General features: G+C 27.7%; 10 protein-coding genes. 6 read left to right on the plus strand and 4 right to left on the minus strand.

The genetic code is table 11. The features are described from left to right. Positions 1-36 precede the first annotated feature (36 nt). From ACZ5QM_RS01295 to ACZ5QM_RS01305, 3 genes are all read left to right on the plus strand, one after another. Positions 37-624, plus strand: coding sequence for a DUF47 domain-containing protein (locus ACZ5QM_RS01295; protein ID WP_464183108.1), 588 nt, complete (start codon positions 37-39; stop codon positions 622-624). Positions 625-2752: 2128 nt separating this feature from the next. Further along, complete coding sequence (locus tag ACZ5QM_RS01300; RefSeq protein WP_464183110.1) at positions 2753-4228, plus strand: complex I subunit 4 family protein; 1476 nt, start codon at positions 2753-2755, stop codon at positions 4226-4228. A gap of 34 nt (positions 4229-4262) precedes the next feature. Further along, positions 4263-5714, plus strand: coding sequence for an NADH-quinone oxidoreductase subunit N (locus ACZ5QM_RS01305; RefSeq protein ID WP_464183111.1), 1452 nt, complete (start codon positions 4263-4265; stop codon positions 5712-5714). A gap of 765 nt (positions 5715-6479) precedes the next feature. Here the strand turns inward: ACZ5QM_RS01305 and folB are convergent. After that, complete coding sequence (folB, locus tag ACZ5QM_RS01310) at positions 6480-6830, minus strand: dihydroneopterin aldolase (RefSeq protein WP_464183112.1); 351 nt, start codon at positions 6828-6830, stop codon at positions 6480-6482. A gap of 241 nt (positions 6831-7071) precedes the next feature. On the opposite strand from folB, the gene ACZ5QM_RS01315 reads away from it, so the two are divergent. Then, positions 7072-8370: a replication-associated recombination protein A gene (locus tag ACZ5QM_RS01315; RefSeq protein WP_464183114.1), complete on the plus strand. Its 1299-nt coding sequence runs from the start codon at positions 7072-7074 to the stop codon at positions 8368-8370. 7 nt (positions 8371-8377) lie between these two features. Here ACZ5QM_RS01315 and radA read toward each other — a convergent pair whose 3' ends face one another. Genes radA through nusA form a run of 3 tightly spaced genes read right to left on the minus strand, consistent with a single transcriptional unit; the run spans position 8378 to position 13759 of the window. Further along, a complete protein-coding gene (radA, locus tag ACZ5QM_RS01320) occupies positions 8378-9748 on the minus strand; it encodes a DNA repair protein RadA (RefSeq protein ID WP_464183116.1) in 1371 nt (456 codons plus the stop codon). Between the two features lie 28 nt (positions 9749-9776). Further along, entirely contained in the window at positions 9777-12509 is a 2733-nt protein-coding gene (infB, locus tag ACZ5QM_RS01325) for a translation initiation factor IF-2 (protein ID WP_464203029.1), read from the minus strand. Positions 12510-12511: 2 nt separating this feature from the next. After that, positions 12512-13759: a transcription termination factor NusA gene (nusA, locus tag ACZ5QM_RS01330; RefSeq protein ID WP_464183118.1), complete on the minus strand. Its 1248-nt coding sequence runs from the start codon at positions 13757-13759 to the stop codon at positions 12512-12514. Positions 13760-14093: 334 nt separating this feature from the next. Here nusA and ACZ5QM_RS01335 point away from each other — a divergent pair, with 334 nt between their 5' ends. Beyond that, entirely contained in the window at positions 14094-15932 is a 1839-nt protein-coding gene (locus tag ACZ5QM_RS01335; RefSeq protein ID WP_464203030.1) for a DUF349 domain-containing protein, read from the plus strand. Between the two features lie 403 nt (positions 15933-16335). Next, entirely contained in the window at positions 16336-17328 is a 993-nt protein-coding gene (locus ACZ5QM_RS01340; RefSeq protein ID WP_464183121.1) for a class II fructose-bisphosphate aldolase, read from the plus strand. The last annotated feature ends 1093 nt before the right edge of the window (positions 17329-18421 follow it).

Below are 18421 nucleotides of genomic sequence, written 5' to 3' on the forward strand. Positions count from 1 at the left end.
CCTCAGAGTACTAAATTTTTCTCACTTTTAAGTGAAATGGCTTTAATTTTAGACCAGGCAGGGGATCTTGTAATCAAATTATTTTCTACCACAGACGAAAACAAAGAGGAAAGGAATAAAATCTGCAAACTAATTAAAAAAGAAGAATCAAAGGGGGATAGAATAACTCATCAGATTTTCAAAACTTTAAATGAAACTTTTATCACACCTTTTGATAGAGAAGACATTAGTACTCTTACTGATAAAATAGATAACGCAATTGATACAATAAACCGTTCAGCTCATAAAGTACTAATGTATGCTCCAGAAAAATTGCCAAACTCTACTCTCCTTTTAGCAAAAATCATAAAAAAAGGGACATTCGAAGTTAGAGATTCAATAAACAAATTATCCAATCTAAAAATAGAAGGACAACTAATTCGAAAAAGTTACAAAGCAATTAGAGCAATGGAAAAAGAAGCAGATATAATATATGAAAAAGGAATTGTAGAATTATTTCATGGTGAAACACAAACATTTGAAATAATGAAACTAAAAGAAATTATTCAGGAATTAGAAAAATCTACTAACAAAATTAACAATATAGGAAAAACTCTCAAAAATATATTTATTAAATATACTTAGATGAATTTCAATTTTTTTACATTTTTTATAGTTATAAAAACTAGTTTCCCTTATTATTTAATCTATCTTAAAACGGAATATTCCAGTTCGTTACGTCACAATTAATATAAATCGAGCTAAACTTCATGACTAGGCTAGTTTAGTTAATATCTATTCGAATTTGGTAAAGTTCATTATTGTAAAACATATTCCAAATTATAAAAATGCTTCAAATAATATGTATAAAAATTATTAATGAAGTATATATGGTACATAAAAATAGTTCAGGATTTATATTACCAAATTGTAATTCAAAATAAGCTAAAACTAAAACTAATAACTATAAATAATATTAAAAACTGTTTATATAATTTTAAATAATTAGGTCACTTTAGATTTTATATCTAATAATTGTTGTAACAGTACTATATAAACTAAATATTTTAGAAAATAACTTCCAAGCATCGCATTTTGCTTATGATTTTTTTTCTAAATTTTAAAAAAATCATTCCTATGGTTCTTGTAAAAATTGATAGTGTAGATAAAAAAGAAATCTTTTAAATTGTCTAAATAATTTACTGATCTATTTTTTCTTTAACTGTTTTAAACAATGACACTGTAACTCGATAGCTAGTCTTATTAAATTGAGATGCATACTTGAAACAAAATTCTTTATAACAAGGATTAGTTTTGCAAGAAAGATTGCCTCCTATTACAGCAAACATACTAAGAAGAAAATAATTTACATATTTTTTATATATACCTGAACTGTCACAATAGCTCTACAAGAGCTGAAGGCGTCTTTGACAAATAAAAATTTATTAATACGGCTGAATCCGGTTTTTTTCTTCCTTTTTTGATAGACATTTTCAGTGTATGAGTATATTAACTTATCAAACCAAGAGACTGTAATTTTGAGTATAACAGAATAAAAAACTGAATCTATCGAGAAAAGTCATAAAAATGGAATTGAATTATTTAAATAACATTAAGTATCATTCTCGTTACTCCAGAGAAACTACTAAAAATTAGATTAGAAATATTTTTTTGAGTTTTAAATTCAACTTTTACTTGTTGAACAATTATCATTAGTTAATTGTTCAACAAGTAAAATAGAAAATTATACATTGTAGTAATTAAAATTTTCGAACCATTAGTTGTTAGAAGAGTCATGTTAAACAACGTAATCCATATGTTTGAATTTAACAAAAGATTGATTAAATTTACATTTGAAAGCTGTTTGTTCGTCATTTTAGGCAGTATATTAATACTAAATTTCATGCTCACGTTACTATATTCAATAAAACAGTAATTTAGTAACAAAGTTCAGTGTCGTCTATTACAATATTATAAGGGTTAGTTCAAAATTTTTTATTGAAAAAGACTGATAATGAAAGAATCTACTTTATAAATGGAAATTATGTTATTAGTAAAAATATTTTAGTTTAGTAAGAAAAAGAATAAAATATTTTTTCGACACTAGTTGGAATAAGGTAGAATCGATACTACCAAATTCAATGAAAAAGGGTATACTTTACTCATTAAGATAAGTAAAATTCATTTTTTACTTTTAAAGTCAACATTATCAAAAAATATGTTCAAAAAAAATGATTTTGAAGTTACTGATGTTGAGATGACAAATGAATTGTCAGAAGTAATGAACAATTGGATTGAAAGTTCAAAAAATATCTTCTAAAGATTATTGATTTGTATGTTTGCGTTACATTTAAGTAAAGGTGATTGTAAGTAGATTTTATCACCTATTTGAGGTAACTCCAAGTTGGAGAGATAGAAAACAGATTATAGAAGTCTATATTCAATGACTTCTATAATCTGTCAAGTATACCCAATTTTTTCCATCAGAAATGTACTTTTAAATTAGAATCTTATGCAAGAAGATGGTCTATCTACAAAATTTCAAAAAATGAAAAAAAATTGATAACAAATTCTAAATTACACATTTTCAATGTAGTCATGTAAGATACATTAAAATACATATTTATAGTAAAATTAAGTATTTGACTTATAATGAACTAAAGTTATTAAATATAGATAGTTTTTAGTAAAAAATTAAATTATAAAAAATGTATAATTTGGATGAAAATTTTAAAAAGAATTTTTTATAATTTTCATATAAAAATAAATTGTTATGAATGTTTTGTCTTTATTTGTAATTATCCCAGTATTAATGATTATTGCCTTGTTTTTATGCAAAAGTATGAAATTTCTTCTAGCTATAATGTTAATCGGGGCATCCGCTTTAATTATATTAGCTACTATATTAGCAATTTTATTTTTTCAAGAAAGAGCTATTTCCAATGCTGAAATGTTATTTATATCAAGTATTAAGTGGTATAATCCTTTGAATATTTCTTATACAGTAGGCATAGATGGGATATCGATGGTAATGTTACTTCTTTCTTCTATTATTATGTTTGCAGGAATTTTTTCTTCATGGAATATTAATATGGCAAAAGAATATTTCCTATGGTATTGTTTGTTATTAGTTGGAGTATTTGGATTTTTTATTTCCATTGATTTGTTTACTATGTTTTTATTTTATGAAGTAGCTCTAATACCTATGTATTTATTGATAGGTTTATGGGGAACTGGAAGAAAAGAATATTCAGCTATGAAATTAACTTTAACTTTAATGGGAGGATCTGCATTCTTAATGATAGGAATTATCGGTATCTATTATATGTCTGGAGCAACAACAATGAATATATTGGAAATAGCAAAATTGCATATTCCAATAAAATATCAACGTTGTTTTTTTTCTGCTACTTTTCTAGGATTTGGGGTATTAGGAGCTTTGTTCCCTTTTCATACATGGTCACCAGATGGTCATGCTTCTGCACCTACAGCAGTTTCTATGCTTCATGCAGGCGTACTAATGAAACTTGGAGGGTATGGATGTCTTCGTGTAGCAATATTTTTGATGCCAGAAGCCGCTCATGAATTAAGCTGGATATTTTTAATACTGACTGGTATTAGCGTTATTTATGGAGCACTTAATGCAATTATTCAAACAGACTTAAAATATATTAATGCATATTCTTCCGTAAGCCATTGTGGACTAGTACTATTTGCTATTTTGATGATGAATCAGACAGCTATAACTGGTGCAGTTATGCAAATGTTATCTCACGGTTTAATAACTGCATTGTTTTTCTCTTTAATTGGATTAATTTACAATCGGATACATACTCGCAATATTAGAGAAATAGGAGGTTTAATGAAAATTATGCCGTTTGCATCAGTTTGTTACGTAATTGCCGGTTTGGCTTCATTAGGACTTCCTGGATTGAGTGGGTTTGTGGCAGAAATGACTATTTTCGTCGGATCATTTCAACATTCAGATTTATTTCATAGAGCATTAACGATTATTACCTGTTGTTCTATTGTAATTACTGCTGTTTATATTCTTCGAACAATAGGCAAAGTTCTCTATGGTACTGTTCAAAACAAACAGTACATTGGGTTATCAGATGCAATATGGCATGAAAAAGTACCTGTAATTTGCTTGATTATTGTTATTACTTTTATTGGTATTTTTCCATTGACTGTATCTGAAATGATTAATAACAGTTTGACTTCTATTGTCACAAAATTATCTTTTTGACAGAAATTAAATTTATAAGTTGTAGTAGTTTATTATGAATTTTAGTGATTTTCTATATTTAAAGCAAGAGATAAGATTGGTAGCTTTATTTGTGATTTTGTTTTTATATGATACCTTTTGTTCTCTAGAAGGTAGAAAATGTTTTTTACATATAGCAATTGTAGGATTTATTATTGTGGTTTTTTACAATTTTTCCTCTTGTTCTACAATGTATAATGAAATTTTTGGAGGAATGTATGTTAATTCTCGACTCACTACTTTTATGAAAAATATTCTTAATATAGCTACACTTCTTGTGTTTTTACAATCCAATAAATGGTTATTATCAGAAAAAATGTTTTTTAAACAAGGAGAATTTTATCTTATTATGATAGTTACATTATTAGGAATGTATATTACGATTTCTTCAAGAAATTTCATGATGTTATATATTGGAATGGAAACTGCTTCTTTGCCTTTGTCTTGTTTAGTTACATTTAATAAATATCAAGAAAAATCGGCAAAAGCAGGTGTAAAGTATATTTTGATGTCATCTTTATCTTCAGGAGTAATGTTATTTGGATTATCTTTCTTATATGGAGGATTGGGAAGCTTTTACTATTCAGATGTAGTTTTAAATGTTATTAATTCACCTTTAGTGAAATTAGGATTTGTCTTTTTCTTTGGAGGTTTAGGCTTTAAATTATCCTTAGTACCTTTTCATTTATGGACAGCAGATGTGTATGAAGGAGCTCCTACTAGTGTTACTGCTTATTTATCTGTAGTTTCGAAAGGAGCAGCAATATTTGCTCTGATTTTTGTATTGTACAAAGTATTTGGAGAAATTAAGATTATTTGGAATAATATTTTGTGGTGGTTGTCGGTTGCTACAATTGTTTTGGGTAATTTGTTTGCAATTCGTCAGAAAGATATTAAGCGATTATTTGCTTTTTCCTCAATTTCTCAAGCAGGATATATTCTTTTAGGTATTATTACTGGAACAATGCAAGGAATGACAGCTACTATTTTTTATATACTTGTTTATTTGTTCTCTAATCTGGCAGCTTTTGGTGTAATATCTGCTGTAGAGTCTCAAACAAAGGGAGATACACGAATAGTTGCTTTCAATGGATTATATCTATCCAATCCTGTATTAGCTTTTGTAATGATGTTAGCTGTATTTTCACTGGGAGGTATTCCTCCTTTTGCTGGATTTTTTAGTAAATTTTTTATTTTTATGGCAGCAGCTGAGCAAAAACAATATATTCTAGTTTTTATCGCTTTGTTAAACACTGTAATATCTCTTTATTACTATTTACTTATTGTTAAAGCAATGTTTATAGAAAAAAAAGAGAAAGTTATACTAAAACAATGCAGAATAGATAATTATAATCGGATTAGTTTAATAATCTGTACAGTTGGCATTTTTATTATTGGATTTCTGAGTATCATTTATGAGTACATTCAAACGCTAAGTTTTGGAATATTACAAAATATGGAAATATAGAAAAAATTTATATTCTTATAGAGAATATATTTGTACATAATAAAATGTTGAAATGTATGATTCAAAAATCAGAAGAAGATTAAAAGTACCTTATAAAAATTCAAAATTTTTAACAATCTTAATTACTCTTATTTTTTCTATTTTATTCTTGAATTAATTTCTTGGATTAGAACTAACAGTCTGACAATTGTTTATACCGATTTAATAAAATCGATTAGAATTAAATTATTGATGGATACTAAAATCTTATTAAGACTTACAATTTTAAAAAATAACTATTTTGTTAGTTTTTACTAATGAAATGAAAGTCATTCATTTCATTAATAGAAATCAAGTTCTTTTCCTCGTGATAATATGAGAATTTCTAAATATTACAAGAATAATAACAATTCATTAAGAAGCATTCGATAAAAGTATAAGATTTTTTTAATTAATTTTGAATGAATTGAATTGACTATCAATATTTTAATTGATATTTTACTATTGAATTTTTATATTTATTGTCAATTATTGTAAGCAATAATTGACAATAAAAACTCTGAGATATATACGTTATGTTATTAATTTTTGTTGTTATTGAGATATTTTTCATTTCTGAATTGTCTAATAAATTTATATTTGAAAATAACTAGAACACGGAAAATGCAATAAGTACTGATTTAGTAGTGTGTTGCATTAGTGTTTGTCTCAACTAATAGGATAATACAGATAAGTTGAGAAGTGGATAAACTGTAACAGATAGTAGTTATCCTTAATTATCAAAAACTAATTAGTAATAAATACAGCAACTTCTTTAATATCTCCACCAAATGGAGGATTTTTTTTTGCTAAACGAAGTTCTATTTTTGTAACCTTCGGAAAGACTACTTGAATACGCTTAATAATTCTACCAGCTATGTGTTCAATTAAATTAGAAGAAATAGTCATTTCTTGTTTTATTAATTCATAGATAGAAATATAATTGATACTATCGTTTATATTATCAGTACCGATAGTTTCGTGGAAATCAAAATGAACTTTCAAGTCAAGGATATATGTATTCCCCACTTTTCTTTCTTGTTCCATTACTCCATGATAAGCATGGAATAGCATCTCTTTTAATTCTAAATACTGCATAATATATTTTCCATTTGAAACAAAAATACATCATAATTTTTTATTTATTTATAATGAAAATTACTTTACTTATTGAAGTAATTTACTTTAATAATTCTATACAAGAAAAATTTAAAATTTCAAGAAAAACATTTTCTTAAAGCTATTCGATCTTATTTTATTTAAAGATTTGTTCCCCTTTGAATAAATGACAAGTAGCTAGTACTTTTTGGATAAATAGTAAGAATTAAATACTTTTGCTATGTTTTTTTGTATAAACTTAGATGTGAATAAACCTTTAGCGGAACGAATGCGTCCTCAATCTCTTGACGGTTATTTTGGACAAACACATTTGGTTGGGAAGGGGAATATTCTGCAAAGAATGATAGAAGGAAAATATATTCCATCATTTATTTTGTGGGGACCTCCCGGAACAGGTAAAACAACTTTGGTACGGATTATTTCCAAACAAATGAATATTCCATTTTTTACGTTGAGTGCTGCTAGTTCTGGAGTGAAAGATGTGAGAGAAACTATTGATAAAATAAAGAATTCGCAGTTTTTTAATAAAATTCATCCTATCCTTTTTATTGATGAAATACATCATTTTAGTAAATCTCAGCAAGATTCCTTTTTGGGAATTGTAGAAGATGGAACTATCACTTTGATTGGTGCAACAACTGAAAATCCTTCTTTTGAAATTATTCGTCCTTTACTTTCTCGTTGTCAAGTATATGTATTAAAGAATCTTCAGGATGAAGATTTACTTGCATTAATGAATAAAGCATTAAGAGAAGATACCAAATTAAAGAAATATAAAATAGAAGTAACGGAAACTACAGAATTGTTACATTTTGCAGATGGTGACGCCCGTAAATTGTTGAATATTTTAGAATTAATTGTTGAAACAGAAAAAAATAGGCTAGTAGGAGAACTTATTATTAATAATTCTATAGTTAGAAAATATTTGCAGGAAAATTTTTCAACTTACGATAAAAAAGGAGAAATACACTATGATATTGTTTCTGCGTTCATTAAGTCTATTAGAGGTAGTGATCCAGACGCTGCCATTTATTGGTTGGCAAGAATTATTTCTGGAGGAGAAAACTGCAACTTTATTGCTCGTCGTTTGGTTATTGCTGCTTCAGAAGATATTGGCCTTGCTAATCCTAATGCTTTATTAATAGCTAATGCTTGTTTTGATGCTGTTAATAAAATTGGAATACCTGAAAGTAGAATTATTTTAGCTGAAACTACTATTTATCTGGCAACCTGTTCAAAGAGTAATTCGGCTTATAAAGCAATAGAAAATGCATTAGAAGAAATTACTCATTCAGGGAATCTTCCTGTTCCTTTACATTTACGAAATGCATCAACTCAATTAATGAAAAATTTAAATTATGGAAAAGATTACAAATATCCCCATGATTATACAAATAATTTTGTTAAACAAAATTATTTGCCTCAAAAGATAAAAGATAAAAAATTTTGGTTTGCTCAAAAAAATTCACAAGAATTGAAAATGAAAGAAAATATGGAAAATCTTTTTGGAAAAAAATAATAGTTTTTTACTTGAATAATTTTTTGAATGCTTCTTCTACTTTTTTTACTAATTCGATAGTGATATTTAATTGTTTGAAATCTAATTCTTTAAGATTATTTGCTGGTATGATTATTTTTTTAAATCCAAGTTTTTCTGCCTCAAATATTCTTGATTCAATCCTATTCACAGAACGAATTTCACCGGATAATCCAACTTCCCCACACATACATATTTTTCTTTCAATAGATACATTTAAATTTGATGAAAGAATAGCAGATATTACTGATAAATCCATTGCAGGGTCATTGATTCGTAACCCTCCAGCAATATTTAGAAATACATCTTTTTGACCTAATTTAAATCCAACTTTTTTCTCTAAAACGGCTAAAAGCATATTCATTCGACGACTATCAAAACCAGTTGAGCTTCTTTGAGGTGTTCCATACGCAGCACTACTCACTAATGCTTGTGTTTCAATTAAAAATGGTCTGATACCTTCTATAACAACAGCAATAGCTATTCCACTTAATCCTTCATAATCTTGAGTTAATAATAATTCTGATGGATTGTTAACCTCTCGTAACCCATTTTGTTTCATTTCGTAAATTCCTAATTCTGAAGTACTTCCAAAACGATTTTTTATATTCCGTAAAATACGATACATATAGTTTTGAGCTCCTTCAAATTGAAGTACTACATCTACAATATGTTCTAAAATCTTAGGTCCTGCAATGTTCCCTTCTTTATTTATATGTCCAATAATTAAAAAAGGAATATTAGTTTCTTTAGCAAATTTCAATAAAATTGAAGCATTCTCTCTAATTTGAGATATAGTCCCAGGACTAGATTCAATCTGTTCTGTAAAAAGTGTTTGAATGGAATCTATTACTACCAAATTAGGTTGTATATGATTAATATAGTTAAAAATCCTCTCTAAATTAGTTTCACATACAATAAAGCAACTTTCATTTTCTATATTCAATCTTTCCGCTCTTAATTTTAATTGTTTGACACTTTCTTCCCCAGATATATAGAGAGTTTTGTATTTCAATTTTAGTATAGTTTGTAAAACCAAAGTTGATTTACCGATACCAGGTTCTCCTCCAATTAAAACTAATGAACCAAAAACTAACCCTTCCCCTAAAACACGATTAAATTCTTTGTCCCCCATATTTATTCGAATTTCATCATCGATTCGAATATTGTTTAGCAACAGTGGATTAGACTGAGATATATTACAATTGGACAATTTGGATGAAATTTGAGAAGAAGGAAGTAAGTTACTGATGATTTCTTTTTTATAGGTATTCCAATTACTACAAACAGGACATTTTCCTATCCATTTTGGGGAATCATTACCACAATGTGAACAAATAAAAGCATCTTTTTTTATCATTGTTAAAATTTGTGGTATTGTTAGTTTATTATGTTTGTTTTATTTCTATTTTTTCAAATGTTTCAATAATATCACCTGTTTTGATATCATTAAAATTGTAAATATTTAAACCACATTCATGACCTTGAGTAACTTCTTTTACATGATCTTTGTAACGTTTTAATGAACCCAATTCTCCAGTATAAACTACAATTCCGTCACGTATTAAACGAAGTTTATCTCCTTGTTTAATTTTTCCTTCCTTAACCATACATCCTGCAACAGAACCTACTTTAGGAATCTTATATACTGCGCGTATTTCTACATTTGCCTTGATTTCTTCTTTAATTTCAGGAGTAAGCATACCCTTCATAGCAGATTTAACTTCTTCTATAGCATTATAAATGATAGAATGCAAACGCATGTCTACCCCTTCTTTTTCTATTAATTTACGTGCCGATAGGGAGGGACGCACTTGAAATCCAATAATAAAAGCATTTGAAGCAGTAGCTAAAACAACATCTGATTCAGATATTTGCCCTACTCCTTTGTGGATAATATTTATTTGAATTTGTTCAGTAGAAAGTCTGATTAAAGAATCAGAAAGAGCCTCAATAGAACCATCCACATCTCCTTTGACAATTATATTCAATTGCTGAAAATTGCCAATAGCAATACGCCGGCCAATATCGTCTAATGTTAGTATTTTTTGAGTACGCAATCCCTGTTCTCGTTGCAGCTGTTCTCTTTTTAAAGCAATTTCTCTTGCTTCTTGTTCGGTCCCCATTACTCGAATAGTATCACCTGCTTGAGGCGCTCCATTTAATCCCAAAATCAACACTGCTTCAGCAGGACTCGCTTCTTTTATTTTTAGATTTCTTTCATTAAACATCGCTTTTACACGACCAAAATGCTTTCCTGCCAAAATAATATCTCCTAATTTAAGTGTTCCGTTTTGTATCAATACAGTTGCCATATAGCCTCGTCCTTTATCTAAAGAGGATTCTATAACCGAACCTACGGCATACCTTTTAGGATTAGCTTTTAATTCCAATAATTCTGCCTCTAAAAGTACTTTTTCTAATAATTCTTGTACTCCAATACCCTTTTTCGCAGAAATATCTTGAGATTGGTATTTCCCTCCCCAATCTTCTACTAAATAATTCATAGAAGAAAGTGTTTCTTTGATTTTTTCAGTATTTGCTCCAGATTTATCTATTTTATTGATAGCAAATACAATTGGAACTCCTGCAGCTGATGCATGATTAATTGCTTCAATTGTTTGAGGCATTACATCGTCGTCAGCAGCAATGATGATAATGACAATGTCAGTTATTTTAGCTCCACGGGCTCGCATGGCTGTAAATGCTTCATGTCCAGGAGTATCCAGGAATGTGATTCTACGACCATCACCTAATTTCACATGGTAAGCTCCAATATGTTGAGTAATACCTCCAGCTTCACCAGCAATAATGTTGGTATCACGAATATTGTCAAGTAAAGATGTTTTCCCATGATCTACGTGACCCATTACAGTTACAATAGGTGGACGTAATACTAATTCTTCTTGATCCTCATTATCATTATCAATAATAGTTCCTATAATTTCTGCACTTACATATTCAGTTTTATAGCCAAACTCTTCAGCAACAATATTGATTGTTTCAGCATCTAAGCGTTGATTGATAGAAACTATAATGCCAATAGACATACAGGTGGATATAATTTCAACTACAGGTACATTCATCATATTTGCTAAATCATTGGCAGTAACAAACTCAGTAATTTTAATTATTTTACCTTCTTGTACTTTTATCTTATGTTGTTCATTTTGCCATTGCAATAATGTATCTCGTTTTTCTTTACGATATTTTATACCTTTCTTCAAGCCACTGTTAGCTAGTTTTGTTAAAGTCTCTTTAACTTGTTTTTGAATATCTTCTTCACTTACTTCGTTTTTATATGTTGATTTGTGAAGTTTAAATTGTTTATTTTTAGGATTAAAAATTGTAGAAATATTTTGTTCGATTTTTTTGTGCTTGATACGATTTCGTTTTCTCTTTTTCAGTGTATCTATATTTGTTTGAGAATGAATAACTCTTTTTTTTTCTGTATTTACTTGAGTTGTTTCCTCTGTTTTGACTTTTTCTATTTTTTTATTTTGCTCTTCTTGTCCTTTTTGTTTTACTTCTTTTGTTTTTCTCTTAAAACGAGTATTATTATTAATAGCCATTAAATCTATTTTTCCAGTAATAGTGAAATTGATTGTTGGTTCTGTATAACTAGAAAAACGGGAGATTTTGTCTTCATTATTTATCTGAGAATTTATAGATTTTTCATTTTGTTCTTCTTCCTTGATAATATTGGGATTAGTTATAAATTCAACTTTTTTGATTTCAGATTTTGTGGTATTTTTTTTATCTTCAATACTAGATTGTGATTTTTTTTTAGATAAAGCATCAAGAGCCAACTTATTCGTTATAACTAATTGATATTTGCTTTCTTCTTGAATCTCAGTTTTTATTTCTTCCATTTTTTTCGGTTTTTCATAATTTGTATAAACCTTTTTTTCTTTATGAAAACGTTCCTTACTCAGTTTTTCAGACTCAAGTTTTACATATTTATCTTTATGAAATTCTTGATTAAGAATTTCATACTCTTCACTACTAATCTTCGTATTTGGATTTTCTTCCCTTGAATAACCTTTACTTTTTAGGAATTTAACTATTGTTGAGAGCCCTACATTTAGGTATTTTGTCACTTTATTAAGTCTAATATCCATAATTATTCTTCAAATTCAGCTTTAAGTATTCTAAAAATTTCATCTACTGTGTCTTCTTCCAAATCCGCTTGACGTACAATTTCATCTTTACTTTTTGCTAAAACATTTTTAGCTGTAAAACAACCAATATTTTTCAGTGCTTCAATTATCCATTCCTCTATTTCATCTATAAATTCATTTAGATAAATATCTTCATCATCATTCGTTTCCTCACGAAACGCATCAATAGTATATCCTGTTAAGATACAAGCTAATTTGATATTCAATCCACTTTTCCCTATTGCTAATGAAACTTCTTCCGGACGAAAAAAAACTTCTGCTTTTTTTTCTTTTTCATAAATCTTAATAGAAGAAATTTTAGCAGGACTTAATGCTCTTTGAATAAATAAAGAAGTGTTTGATGTATAATTTACTATATCTATATTTTCATTGCGTAGTTCACGAACAATACCACGAATACGCATGCCCTTCACTCCTACACATGTGCCTATAGGGTCAATGCGTTCATCATACGATTCAACAGCAATTTTAGCTCTTTCTCCGGGTATACGAGCGATTCGTTTAATAGTAATTAGCCCATCTTGGATCTCAGGAACTTCTAGTTCAAATAACCTTTGCATAAATGAATTAGACGTACGGGAAAGAATTATTCTTGGACTATTATAATTATCAACTTTTATTACTACCGCACGACAAACTTCATTTTTACGAAAAAAATCACTACGGATTTGTTCCGACTTCGGAAGTATTAATTCATTTCCTTCATCATCTAATAAAAGTATTTCTTTTTTCCAAATTTGATAAATTTCTCCGCTAACAATATGACCTACTTTATCTTTATATCTGTTGTAAAGTGACTCATTTTGCAATTCTAATATTTTAGAAGTTAATGTTTGACGAAGATTTAAGACTGCACGTCTTCCAAAAGTAGAAAAATCTACTGCATCGCTTATTTCTTCACCTATTTCGTAGTCTTTATCTATTTTTTTAGCTTCCGTCAATCCTATTTGTAAATTAGTTTTTTTTACTTCGTCATCTGGAACAACCTCCCTATTTCTCCAAATTTCAAAATCTCCTTTATCTGGATTGATAATGATATTATAGTTTTTTTCTGAACCAAATCTCTTATTGATGGCATTACGAAATGTTTCTTCCAATACACTAATTAAGCTTGTTCTATCTACATTTTTATTTGCTTTAAAGTCCGCAAATGTTTCAATCAGATTTGGTTTTGTTTCTTTTTTTACCATAAATATATGTTTTGCTTCCTTCAAATTTCGAAGAATGCTTTAATTTCTATCAGATTTTTCTTAAAGTACAAACATTCTATATTCATTTAACATATCTTCACACTGTAAAATAAAAGAGAGAGGGCCTCCTCTCTCTTTTATTTTACAGTGTGAAGATATTATTTTATTAGTTTTAAACCAAATTATTTGTTACAATTTTTCAATATTATCATCGAATCTGAAAATCTACTAATTCGAAAAAAATGTAACTTTACAAATGTAAAGTATATAACTTTCTGTATTTGTTTAGACTAGAGTACTATTTTTAGTCTAAATATCTTAAATCAAAAGGATAATGAAGAAAGTAAAAGAAAGTATTCCAACAAAAATAATTGACAATATTACTATAAAAACAGATAGTATAGAAGAGTTTTCCACAACTATAAATAAATTAAATAAAAAAGAAAAAATAGTAGAATGGCTATCTATTGTTGTAGATAACCCAATAGATGATTTTATTGAAAGAAAAGTAGAAATTTTAAAGCAAGCATTTTATAGGTTAAAAAAGATTGAGATGGAAACATCTACAAAAACATTTACAGAAAAAAGAGAAAAAACTGGAAATTTACAAAAAGAAAAAGACACAACTGAAGAAAAATTAAAAGAATTATTAATCAAATTCCTTAAAAAAAAATCACTATTAACTAGTGAAGTTGAGGAACTTAAAAAACAAAATCTTATTGATAGGAAAAACATTATAAAAAAAATCAAAGAACTTATTGTTAATCAAAATAAACAAGGCAATTTTCGTAAAATATTTGATGAATTTAAAGAGCTACAAAGTAGGTGGAAAAAGATAGTACGAATACCAAAAAATACTGAAAATGACGTATGGAAGGAATATCACAATTGTTGTGATCAATTTTATGATTTAGTGAAGCTCAATGATATAATGCGAGATTATGATTTTAAAAAAAATTTAAAATTAAAACAAGAACTTTGTGAAATAATTGAACGATTAGATGAAGAATCTAATATAGTTTCTGCTTTTTACCAAGCTCAAAGATTTTGCCATAAATGGAAAGAAATAGGTTCTGTTAATTTCAAATATCGTAAAGATATTTGGGAGCGTTTCAAAAAGGCAGTGTCTGTTATTAATAAAAAATATCAACAACATCTTAAAAAATTAAATGAGTCTGAAGAAAAAAAATTAGAAGAAAAAAATGTTCTTTGTGAAGAAATAGAAAATATAGACTACTCTGTATTATTTTCATTTAAAGAATGGATTGAACAAACCAAACATGTTACAGAAATTCAAAATAAATGGAAAACGATTGGTTTTATTCCTAAAAAACATATACGACAATTACAAACCCGTTTTAATTTAGCTTGCAATACTTTTTTTCATGCAAAAAATAATTTCTTAGAAAATAGCAAGACAATTTTAATTGACAATTTAAAAAAGAAAGAAGCACTTTGTGTGAAAGCAGAAGCACTAAAAAATAGTACAGAATGGCGGGAAACAACAAATAGATTGGTATCTCTTCAAAAGGAATGGAAATTTATAGGAAGCGTTGATCATAAGCATTCGGAAATAGTATGGAAACGTTTTGTTAACGCTTGTGACTATTTTTTTGAACGTAAAAAAACTCATTTTCTTTTTCAGAAAAATAAAGAAGTAGAAAATTTAAAAATTAAAAAGGAAATTATTTCTAATATTCAAATCATTGATATATCTCTCCCAATGGATGAGATATTAACTAAACTTCATGAATATGTAGTACAATTTGAAAACACAGGATTTGTAGCTTTTAATGAAAAAGAGAAAATTCATGAAGAGTATCACAAAGTGATAGACAATTTTCTTGAATGCTTGAAAATAAATATATCTGAGAAAGAATTTCGATTATATGAATCTAATTTGAATGCAATATTATTAGCTTCAAATACTAGAAGTAGTAAAAACAAATTTTTAAATAAACGAGATGAATTAGTGAAAGAATACAAAAAAGTAGAAACCGATATCCAAACTTATGAGAACAACATCGGATTCTTGTCTACATCATCAAAAAAAGGTAACTTTCTAATTCAAGAAATACAAGATAAAATTGATAATCTTAAATCATCGTTAATTCTTATTGAGAAAAAAATAGAAGTTTTTAATCTAAAATTAAAATTAATTGTTAAAGGATAGATTATGCATAAATCCAGTTTTGATTCATTTTCAGAGGAAACAAAAATTAAAAATAATTTTAATTTTTGTAAAATTATTTCATAAAATTTAGTAGGGTTACCATAAATTTCTTTGAAATATTCCAAAAAGTTGTAAAAATAATCTTTAGCATGTGAATATAAAAGATTGACAAGTGATAGTAAAACCATTATTAGTTATAAAAATCGAATTTATCCTATTATTTTTAATTCGTAGATCACATAGATAGCATAAGGAAAATATTCCAGTATCAACTCCCTTTTTAAAATAAAAAGGGAGTTGATACGAATGAGCGAATGAATTCATTTTATTGGTATTTTACCTTTTGTTTTTCATATCAATGTAGCTTAACTTTGTTCTCAAACAAATAAAATTATACAGGATTATGATAAATTTTAAAGAATTGGGATTAGTAAATAGTCGTGAAATTTTTAAAAAGGCAATTAATTGTAAATATGCAATACCAGCATTTAACTTCAACAACATGGAACAAATGCAAGCAATTATTCAAGCTTGTGTAGAAGAAAATTCTCCAGTGATACTTCAAGTATCAAGTGGTGCTCGTAAATATGCTAATCAAACCATTTTGCGTTATTTGGCACAAGGAGCGGTGGAATATGCTAAAGAACTTGGAAAAAATATTCCAATTGTTCTTCATTTAGATCATGGAGATACATTTGAATTGTGTAAAAGTTGTATTAGTTTTGGTTTTTCATCGGTAATGATTGACGGTTCTCATCATCCTTATAACGAAAATGTGGAATTAACTCGCAAAGTAGTGAAATATGCTCATCAATATGATGTTTCTGTAGAAGGTGAATTAGGTATTTTAGCAGGAATAGAAGATGATGTGGTAGCCGACCATCATACTTATACTCAGCCAGAAGAAGTGGAAGATTTTGTTTCAAAAACCGGTGTAGATTCATTGGCTATTTCTATTGGCACATCTCACGGTGCTAACAAATTTAAGCCTGAACAATGTGTTCGTAATGCTGACGGCGTTTTAGTGCCTCCCCCATTACGTTTTGATATTTTAGAAGCTATAGAAAAACGTATTCCAGGATTTCCAATCGTATTACATGGTGCATCTTCTGTTCCTCAGCAACAAGTAGAAACAATCAACAATAATGGAGGTAGATTAAAAGACGCTGTTGGTATTCCTGAAGAACAATTGCGTCGCGCTTCTCAATCAGCCGTATGCAAGATAAATATAGATTCTGATGGTCGTTTAGCAATGACTGCTGCTATTCGTAGCACACTCAATGCTCATCCTGAGTGGTTTGACCCTCGTCAATATTTAGGGCCAGCACGTGAAGTATTAAAAAATTTGTATAAGCATAAAGTAGTACATGTTTTAGGATCAGCAGGAAAAGCTTAAAAACAATGTCTTAAGATGTGATATTCATTCTCGTTTCTGAAGAATTTAAACATTGGAATTTTCATTTCTAAGAAAGCTAAGTATCTGCCAAAATGGAAATTCCCTGTATCAAATTAATATATAAATTGGAAAATAGCTCAGCGATGATATATTTAATTCATGTTTATTCTCAATATCATAATTAATTGGAAATGTATAGAAAAAATTAGTATAACTCCGCCTTTATTTTAATATTCAAGTGTATACTATCGGATTTTGTATAAAAGTTCTAAAAAGAAGTAGAAAAACAAAAGGTATTCATATAATTGGAAAGCTGACTGTATGATACATGTCGTTTTAATATTTTTTTTTAGGAATTGACAATTTTTAATTTCTAAAAAAAATGCTGATACGCTGAATATAATCGATATGAGATTTAAAGATAAACTATCTTTATATAGAAAGTAAATAAAAAACAAACTGATAGAAATGGATAGAATAGCATTTTTTCTAAAAAAAAAAAGTGAAAAACTTAAACTCAAGACATAATGTTATGTGTTTGAAGAAATAATCAAATCTGGTGATTTTTTGAATCAAAATAATTCCTTCAATATTTTGTTTGAAACAGCTACTATCTTTATGAAGATTCTACTAATTATTCATTTGAGATGTCGAAAGTCTCTGTAATGCTCTATGAACGAAAATATGAAGGTGCCTATCGTTTTTCTTTTACTTATTTTTGTCACAAAAAATCTGGCTATACTTTAAATACAATTAATTTATAAATATTAATTATCTCAAGATATAATACACAATTTTAAAAATATCTGTAATTTCTTTGTCTCGATAGTTATTTTTTTCCTAAATTTTCATTTAGAAAAAAGTGTTCACTCCTTCAGTTATAAGTACTTAATTTTTTATATTATATAAAAAATTAATGACGTTTAAAATTATTATTATGATGTTGTTTTTTTATTATTTTGATAAGAATATAATTTTTCTACATCATTGTATTCTTGCTATAGTCTTTTTTTGACAATTTTTTTTAATTACTATTTTAATAGCAGGCAGAAAACCAACATCCAAATTAATTTTAATATTAATAAGTTTTTAT

The organism is Azobacteroides sp. (SeqCode), from assembly GCF_055395615.1.

Bases quoted from the DNA above. Each gene is read 5' to 3' on its own strand.
- nusA (WP_464183118.1), bottom strand. From the start codon at position 13,759: ATGGTAAAAAAAGAAACAAAACCAAATCTGATTGAAACATTTGCGGAC.
- ACZ5QM_RS01305 (WP_464183111.1), top strand. From the start codon at position 4,263: ATGAATTTTAGTGATTTTCTATATTTAAAGCAAGAGATAAGATTGGTA.
- infB (WP_464203029.1), bottom strand. From the start codon at position 12,509: ATGGATATTAGACTTAATAAAGTGACAAAATACCTAAATGTAGGGCTC.
- folB (WP_464183112.1), bottom strand. From the start codon at position 6,830: ATGCAGTATTTAGAATTAAAAGAGATGCTATTCCATGCTTATCATGGA.
- ACZ5QM_RS01295 (WP_464183108.1), top strand. From the start codon at position 37: ATGGCTTTAATTTTAGACCAGGCAGGGGATCTTGTAATCAAATTATTT.
- ACZ5QM_RS01315 (WP_464183114.1), top strand. From the start codon at position 7,072: ATGTTTTTTTGTATAAACTTAGATGTGAATAAACCTTTAGCGGAACGA.
- ACZ5QM_RS01340 (WP_464183121.1), top strand. From the start codon at position 16,336: ATGATAAATTTTAAAGAATTGGGATTAGTAAATAGTCGTGAAATTTTT.
- ACZ5QM_RS01335 (WP_464203030.1), top strand. From the start codon at position 14,094: ATGAAGAAAGTAAAAGAAAGTATTCCAACAAAAATAATTGACAATATT.
- ACZ5QM_RS01300 (WP_464183110.1), top strand. From the start codon at position 2,753: ATGAATGTTTTGTCTTTATTTGTAATTATCCCAGTATTAATGATTATT.
- radA (WP_464183116.1), bottom strand. From the start codon at position 9,748: ATGATAAAAAAAGATGCTTTTATTTGTTCACATTGTGGTAATGATTCC.